This is a genomic window from Thermostichus sp. OS-CIW-33, from assembly GCF_054059615.1.
Map to the genome: position 1 here is coordinate 87095 of NZ_JBSSCH010000010.1, position 8038 is coordinate 95132.

At 58.1% G+C, this 8038-nt stretch carries 6 protein-coding genes and 1 pseudogene; 4 read left to right on the top strand and 3 right to left on the bottom strand.

Annotated elements, in window-relative coordinates; translation table 11 throughout:
• The first annotated feature begins 110 nt into the window (after nt 1-110).
• Entirely contained in the window at nt 111-1139 is a 1029-nt protein-coding gene (locus ACVWZG_RS09325) for a LysR substrate-binding domain-containing protein (protein ID WP_457406550.1), read from the top strand.
• Here ACVWZG_RS09325 and ACVWZG_RS09330 read toward each other — a convergent pair.
• Entirely contained in the window at nt 1021-3474 is a 2454-nt protein-coding gene (locus ACVWZG_RS09330) for a phospholipid carrier-dependent glycosyltransferase (RefSeq protein ID WP_457406460.1), read from the bottom strand. The two genes, ACVWZG_RS09325 and ACVWZG_RS09330, sit on opposite strands and share 119 nt — an antisense overlap.
• Before the next feature lie 136 nt (nt 3475-3610).
• Between ACVWZG_RS09330 and ACVWZG_RS09335 the strand changes: the two genes are divergently transcribed.
• From ACVWZG_RS09335 to ACVWZG_RS09345, 3 genes are all read left to right on the top strand, one after another.
• Nucleotides 3611-5188 (top strand): cryptochrome/photolyase family protein, encoded by a 1578-nt coding sequence (locus tag ACVWZG_RS09335; RefSeq protein WP_457406458.1) that lies wholly within the window; start codon nt 3611-3613, stop codon nt 5186-5188.
• Between the two features lie 75 nt (nt 5189-5263).
• Nucleotides 5264-5806, top strand: a complete 543-nt coding sequence (gene nrdR, locus ACVWZG_RS09340) for a transcriptional regulator NrdR (RefSeq protein ID WP_414374563.1) — start codon at nt 5264-5266, stop codon at nt 5804-5806.
• Between the two features lie 263 nt (nt 5807-6069).
• A complete protein-coding gene (locus ACVWZG_RS09345) occupies nt 6070-6873 on the top strand; it encodes a hypothetical protein (protein WP_414328720.1) in 804 nt (267 codons plus the stop codon).
• A 210-nt stretch (nt 6874-7083) separates the two neighbouring features.
• Here the strand turns inward: ACVWZG_RS09345 and ACVWZG_RS09350 are convergent, their stop codons facing one another.
• Both ACVWZG_RS09350 and ACVWZG_RS09355 read right to left on the bottom strand, forming a co-directional pair.
• Nucleotides 7084-7293 (bottom strand): amidohydrolase family protein, encoded by a 210-nt coding sequence (locus ACVWZG_RS09350; RefSeq protein WP_457397034.1) that lies wholly within the window; start codon nt 7291-7293, stop codon nt 7084-7086.
• A gap of 80 nt (nt 7294-7373) precedes the next feature.
• Nucleotides 7374-7847: pseudogene (locus ACVWZG_RS09355) on the bottom strand (amidohydrolase family protein); the annotation flags it as partial.
• Between the last annotated feature and the right edge of the window lie 191 nt (nt 7848-8038).

An 8038-nucleotide genomic window follows, 5' to 3' on the forward strand; every position in this document is an offset into this window, starting at 1 on the left:
TGCCCCTTCCGCCACTATGACCGTCAGCCAGGCTCTCATGGGGATCTCGCCAAAAGGCATAGATTAGCGCTTATGATTTAGTAGTAAACCTTTAGCTTTTCTTGATGTCCATGAAGGCCATTACCTTGCACCAACTGCAAATCTTCGAGGTTGCCGCCCGCCACCTGAGCTTTACCCGCGCTGCCGAAGAGCTCTACCTGACCCAACCCACGATTTCCATGCAGATCAAGCAATTGAGCAAAGCCGTGGGGTTACCGTTGTTTGAACAGGTGGGCAAGCGGCTGTATCTCACCGAAGCGGGGCAAGCTTTACACCAAACCTGCGAGAAGATTTTTGAACAATTGAATCAATTCGAGATGACCCTTGCCGACCTGAAGGGGCTAAAGCAGGGACGGCTGAGCATTGGAGTGGTCACCACTGCCAAATACTTTATACCCCGTCTGCTGGGGCCATTTTGTCAGCAGTATCCCGGCATTGACGTAGCTCTTAGGGTGCTCAACCGCCAGCAGGTTTTGGAGCGGATGAGCAACAACATGGACGATCTCTACGTGATGGGGATGCCGCCAGAAGATCTGGACGTGGTGGCACAACCTTTTCTGGAAAATCCTTTGGTGGTGATGGCCTCTATTCATCATCCCCTGGTGGGCCAAAAGGGGATCCCTCTGGCGCGCATTGCCCAAGAACCTTTTTTGGCCCGTGAGCCTGGCTCTGGCACCCGCATGGCTGTAGAGCGGCTTTTTGAGAAGCATAACCTAAAGCTCAACATTCGCATGGAGATAGGCAGCAGCGAAGCTATCCGCCAAGGCATTGTGGGTGGATTGGGCATTTCGGTTTTGTCTCAGCATGTGTTGGCCTTGGGGGGGTGGCAGCATCATCTGGCTATTTTGGATGTGGAAGAGTTTCCCATTCGGGGGTTCTGGCATTTGGTCTATTTGCGCTCTAAACGTCTTTCGGTGGTGGCCAAAGCTTTTGCCGACTTTCTTCTTTCCCAGGTTTCTCAAATGGAGCTGGACTTTGTGGCTAAAGAGCAGCACAAATCCAATTCAAATCCCAATCCTGAACTGTTTTCTGGCAAAGAGGCTGAAGCACAGCCGAGAGCTCTTGTCGCAACCCCCGGATCCCCTCAAAGTCGTGAGTGAACAATACTCGCAAAAACCCCAGGTAAGCCCGCGCCCACTCGTCTTCCGGATCCAGCTCGACGATCTGTTGAAAATGCAACTGAGCTGCTTCTGGTTGTAACAGCGCCGCCAACATCAAGCCCAGTTGGTAGTGGCTTTGGATTTGCTGGCTCGGTTGGCCTTGGGCAGCAGCCTGTTGCCGTTCCCCCTCCAGCAGTTGCCGTACCAGGATGCGATCTGGATCCGTCAAAAAAGTCGGGTATTGCAGGGTTGTCCAGGCATTGAGATAAAGGGAGAGGGCCTGCAGATCCCCAGCGGCAGCAGCTCTGGCCGCCTCGCGGAGAGGAAACAAGGGATCCGTTACAAGGGGGGATCCCTCCTTCGGGAAGCTCGACAGGGATCCTCTCCAGGATTGGTGTAGGGAATGGCGGATCCCTTTGGGCGACTGCCATTCCAGGTGGAGAAGGCCACCTCTTGGGAAGTCGGTTGTGGGCAGCGTCAAGATCTCTTCCACCAGCCAGCCGCCTGTTGAGTTGAGCTGCAGGCGATTCTGCCCCAGCACCCAGGCCCGCTTCTCCAAAACCCGTCCTTGCCCATCTTCCAGCCGCGCCCAAACCAGCGTCTGGGCCAAGTTCTGAGCTGGGCCTTGCCAGCGCAACTTCCAGGCCGGGATCCCCAGCTCCAACAGCGCCTCAACCTCCACCAGCTCCACCTCCTCAGCTTCAAGAGGCCACTCCTGTACCGTCACCTTTGAAAAGCGAGGGAAGTAAGTGTGCAGCCGACCCACCGTAGGCAACTCCACCGCCGGATCTTGTCGCCAGTCTGGGCTGCTGCGCAGGTGCTGCCGGATCTGCTCCTTAGTCGGGCCATAAGGGCCAATAATTCCCTGTTCCCCTTCGGCATCCACAAACCCATCCAGCAAGGATAGCTCCAGCTCCGGCCAGGGGGTTTGCCCAGCAGCGCGGAATGTAACCGGCCAGCGCTGAAGAGCCGACAAGTAGGTGAGGGTTTCGGAAGAGATCAGCTCTGTGTTGGGGAGAACCCCCAGCGTGGTGGTCAAACCTGGCTGGATCAAGGATTGGATCCACTGGGTCAGCTCCTGCGTGGGGTGCTTCCCCTGCCAGCGCATCTGGATCCCCGTCCACAGAGGGGCCACCCCTGGGGTGAGGGGCCGACCCAAATTGGCCAAGGCCAAGCAGCCCAGAACTAGCCCTGCACAGACTCCCCTTTGCAAAGCCCACGCACCCCAGCGTTCCTCCAACCACCGGCAAGCCTTTTGGATCCCGCCTGCTGATAACACGGCCAAGAGAGGCAGCAGGGGTAGGGTGAAGCGCACATCTTTGATGTCCACCAGGGTGTAGAGAAGGTAGCCCGAACCGTAGGTGGCCCACAAGACTGCCTCTCGCCTGTCCAGGGATCCCCACCCGCTCAGCAGCGGCAACCCACACAAAAAAGGGCTCATCTGCAGGGGCAAAAGGCGCAAGTAGGCAGTCCACCAGCACAGGGATCCCGCTGGGCAAGTGATGTAGTAGTGGGCAGTCTCGGCGTAAGCCCAGCCATTGCTGAGCACAAACAGCCAATTGGCCCCATACCAGGGCCAGCACAAAAGCAGCATCACACCCATCCCCAAGGCCAGGTGGGCCAGCCGCGCCGGCCAAGGGATCCCTTTCCACCACCCCACCGCTTTCCCAGAGCGCCAGAGGGCCTGACCTGCAACTCCCACCAAAGGCAGCAGCAAAAACAGCACCCCTGTCCACTTGGTGAGCAGCACCGCCGCCACCCCCGCCCCCACCCCCACCGCCCCCCACCAGGAAGGCTTCTCCCCATAGGCCCACAGCGCCCAAAACGCCAGCGTCACCGCCACCACCAGCGGCAACTCCAACATGTACACGTGGGCCAAAGCCGTGATCCCCGGATAGAGGAGCAGCAGCGCCGCCGCCAGCCAGCCCACTTCCCAGGAGCGATAGACCCGCTGTCCCAGCCGCTGGGTTGCCAGAACCAGAACCCCCAGCAACACCAAGTTGAGCAACTGCCCGTCCGCCCGGCTGAAGGGATGCAGAGCCGCCAAGGGGATCCCCAGCCAATAGGCCAAAGGGGGGTAGCGCTGGTTCAAATGCAAAAACTGCTGCCCCCACAGCCCATCCCAGCGAAACCGCTGCAGGTGAAGCCCAAACGCCTGCGCCTGCAACAAATGCTGCGCCTCATCCCACGCCGGCGGCAAGGGATCCGTGCAGTTCCAGATCACCAGCAGCAGCAGGGCCACCATCCCCAGGCCGGCCCACCACCGCAGGAAAGGGATCCCCGGCCTGTGGGGTCTCTCCGGCAATGTCTCTCTCTCCTCGTCTGTACCGTTCATGCTTTGAAAACAATCCGCAGAGATTCAGCAGACATTGGGATCCCTTGCAACTGCCACCTGGCCTTGCCCCCCAGAGCTAAACTCAACCTGTGTCATTCTCAGCGCTCCTCCCATAGACCGAGAGCTTCAGCATCCCATGATCGCTCCATCTGCCGGCCCAGAAGGGGTTTGGATCCTTGCGGATCAACTCCACCCCCAGCAATCCGCCCTCGCTTCCCTATCAACCCTATCCCCAGACCGAGTTCCGGTCATTCTCATCGAATCCCACACCTGGGCCAGCTCCCGCAACCACCACCAGCAGAAATTGGTGCTGGTCTGGTCGGCCATGCGCCACTTTGCCCAAGAACTGCAACAGCGGGGCTACCCGGTCACCTATGTGGAAGCGGAAGGCTTTGCCGAGCCGCTGCAAACCTGGGCCAAGCAACATCAACTGCAGCAGATCCGCCTCATGCAGCCAGCTGATATTCCCATCCGGGAGGAGGTGGAAAATCTGAGATCCACCCTCCCCTGCCCCCTCTTGGTTGTGGAAAACAACCACTTCCTCTGGACAGCTGATCAATTTATCGAGTGGGCCTCAGGCCGCAAGCGCCTGCTTCTGGAAGACTTTTACCGCGAAGGGCGCAAACGCTTCCGCATTCTCATGGATGGCCCCAAGCCCCTGGGCGGGCGCTGGAACTACGACCGGGAAAACCGCCATCCCCCCAAACCCGGAATGCGCTATCCTCGGCCCCTCACCTTCCCCCCCGACGCCATCACCCAGGCCGTGATCACAAAAGTTAAGCAACACTACGGCCATCACTTCGGATCTCTAGAAGGATTTGGCTGGGCCGTCACCCGCGCCCAAGCCCTGCAAGTGCTTGATCACTTCATCCACGAGCGCCTGCCCCACTTCGGCCCCTGGCAAGACGCCATGCAAGCCGGGGAAGACTTCCTTTTCCACTCGCTGCTTTCTCCCTACCTCAACTTGGGCCTGCTCACCCCCCACGAAGTCATCGCTGCCGTCGAACAAGCCTACCATCGCGGCGGGATCCCCCTGCCCTCCGCCGAAGGCTTCATCCGCCAGATCCTGGGCTGGCGGGAGTACATGCGCGGCTTCTACGAATACCAAATGCCCAACGGCTATGCCCAGAACAACTTTTTTGGCCACCAGCGACCCCTGCCAGAGTTTTTTTGGACGGGCAAAACCGACATGGCCTGTCTGCAGCACACCCTGGATCAAATTCGCCGTCATGGTTATGCCCACCACATCCAGCGGCTAATGGTGCTCAGCAATTTCGCCCTCATCAGTGGCATTCAGCCCCAGGCAGTAGAAGCGTGGTTTCAGGATGTGTTTATCGACAGCTACGACTGGGTGATGCAGCCCAACGTCATCGGCATGGGCCTTTTTGCCGATGGGGGCATGCTCTCCACCAAACCCTATGCCGCCTCTGCTCAGTACATCCGCAAAATGAGTGACTACTGCCGCCATTGCCGCTACAATCCCAGCGAAAAGGTTGGCAAACAAGCCTGCCCCATCAATACGTTGTATTGGGACTTCCTGTTGCGTCAGCGATCCCTCTTAGCCCCCTTGGGCAGAATGAAATGGGTATTGATCCATTTGGATCGCATGGAACCGGAGCTGAAGGCCCAGATCCAGGCGCAAGCCGCTGCTTGGTGGGATCCCTTGCAATCTGCACTCGACGAACAGAGTCCATCTCATTTGCAATCTGTCTAAGCACCAGAAGATTAAGCATCCGGTAAAATTGAGGCACCCTCCTACCCACCTGTCGCTTTGTAAGGACTGCAAGCCATGAAATGTCCCCGCTGCAGCAAACAAGAAATCCGAGTTTTGGAATCTCGTTCGGCAGAAGGTGGCCAGAGTGTGCGGCGGCGGCGAGAATGCATGTCCTGTGGCTACCGCTTCACCACCTATGAGCGCATCGAGTTCATGCCCATCATGGTCATTAAACGGGATGGATCCCGCGAAAGTTTCAACCGCAACAAGATCCTGCAAGGGGTGATGCGTGCCTGCCAAAAAACCCCCGTCACCGTCAGACAGATGGAAGAGCTGGTCAATGAGATCGAAGAAAAACTGCAATTGGAAGATGCCCAAGAGGTAACCAGCCTGCGCATCGGCGAGATGGTGCTGGAGCGCCTGCAACACCTAAGTGAGGTGGCCTACGTGCGCTTTGCCTCCGTTTATCGCCAGTTTCAGGGTATAAAGGACTTTGTCAACGAGCTGGAACAGTTGGAACCACCGCTGCGACGGGATCTGGAGCGGCTGCTGCGGGACTCCTCTGCCTCAGATTCCGAATCTTCAGGCTCCCCGGACTTGGTGGGGGAGTATTCGTGACGTGGGAACGACAGCGCAAGCCGGCCCTCCCTGGAAGCAGCGGGGAAATGGCGCTTGTGGGCGGGAAAAATTGCTGTGAAGAGATCGCCCATTCCAAAGGCTTAGCGGTATGCTTGGGGTAGCAATCGCGGCTTACACTAAAGCTAGAGCTGCACGCCTTTAGATTGCCGGTGTTCAGCACTATCCTTGGAGATCCCTGATATCTTGGATCCCTCTGTGTCAAGCTGTCCCAGCCCCCTGTCCTTCCGAGTCGATCCCAATTTATGCAATACGGTTTTCGGGGTTCTAGCCCCTCTGGCGCTCGCAACAGCAACAGTAACCCCAGTGGCTTTCGCTCCCCTGCCGCAATGGAGACGGGGCCAGGGGTGGTGCCGATTCAGGTGTATCAACAAGTGGCCGAAGAGTTGGAGTCTGCCCGTCAACAGGTAAGCCTGCTTTCCTCGGAAAACCAGCACCTGCGCGCTCTGCATCAGCAGTTGTCTGGAGAGCTCGCTGCCATCACCCGAGAGTTCCAGGGGCAATTGGGCCACACCCTGAAGCGCCTGCAGCAAATCAGCCTACGGCTTGCTGACGCAAATGGCCAGGCTGCCCAAGTTGCTGCAGCTTCTGAAGCCTCTTTCCAACAGAACAGCCCGACTGCCAATCCCGGCCAACCGGAAGCCCCTCCCAGCTACGATTTTTTGAATCGCCTCAAGCGCCGACAGGCCCGCAACGAGACCCCCTCCTTCTCATCCAACGGCTTTGCCCCGTCCTCCTTTGATTCCCTTCGCCACCCTTCCACCCACACCTCTGCCGAGCCCTACCCCCGCACTGGCTACCAGGTTCCTTCCCTGGACGAGTTGATGCAGGATAGGGGCGGCCCGGATCCCTATCTCGGCGAGGCAGACTCCTCAGCCTATTCCACCGGCATTTATCAGCGGGTACGGGAGCAACATCACGGATCCCAGGGCTCTGCCGTACTTTGGATGGCCGCTGCAGTCGTCTTAGTCATTGGATCGTTTGGGTTGGGATTTGTAGCCGTACAGCCGTTTTTGCGCAACAACCCACCGCCCGTGCAAGCACCCTGAGAGCTATTCACAGGATGCTCCAAAAGCCCGCTGGCGGGGTTAGGATGCCCCCAATGCGCTCCGCACCACTGACGAATGACCAGGGGTTATATCTGTGATCCAGGCTGTCGCTGCTCCTCTGACGCCTAACACATTCTTCGAGCATATGCCCGACGAGGGCCGCTTTGAGCTGTGCAATAGAGTCACGGTCAAAATGCAGCCCACAGGTTCTCACAAGCAGGTGACGAGCTTTTTGGCATAGCGGTTAGCGGTGCCCACGCGCAAATCCAGCAAGATCAAATCCGCTTTTTTGCCCACCTCCAAGCTGCCGATTTCCCCTTCCAGACCCAGACAGGCGGCACTGCCTTGTGTAGCCATCCACAAAGCCTGTTGCGCCGGCAGAGCAGCTCCATCCCCCGATCCCAACCGCTGCAGAAACACCGCCAACCGCATCTCCTCGATTCGATTTCTTCAGCCCCCACATGCACACAGTGGGCGGCCAAGGTCTGAGCACTCAGGGATCCCCAGCGTTTCAAACACTGCACCGGGGTCAATCCATAGCGAGCCTGTAGAGTTTCCACTCCCCGGCGAGTCTCCGCCAAGTGGGTGTGCAGCCCCACTCCATACCTTTGGGCTAGAGCGGATCCCTGGACAAAACTCTCAGGATGGCCAGAATAAGGAGCATGGAACCTGACCCAGATGTAAATTTGCCCCTCCCCGCGTCCATGCCAAACCTGGATCAAAGCCTCCGCGTCCGCCAGGGATTCTCCCACTCCCCTCGGTTCGTCGATCACCTGTGGGCTGAGGATCCCTCGTAACCCCGACTGCAAGCTCACTGCTGCTGCTAGATGTCGATAGATGCCAAGAGTAACTACGGATAGGGATCGTGAAGTTGGATTACATCCCCCCCTCTCCCATGCCGTACACGAAGACCGCTCTGGCAGAACGAGCCAACTGGTGTAGAGCAGGTAACATGGCAAGCTAATGGTCGACAAAACTGTTACCTCACTAGCTTGCCTTCACCCAATAGTGTCAGCTTTCAGGTAGAGAGGCTTGACGGAAGCCAACCTCCCTATTGATTGGGTTCCTCTTGATTGGGTTAGGGTGGTGGGCCTGGCACCGAGCTAGGTTGCCAGCAGGTCGCCCTGCCAGTAGGTTCGCCGCTGATGCGTTTCACGTCCGAGTT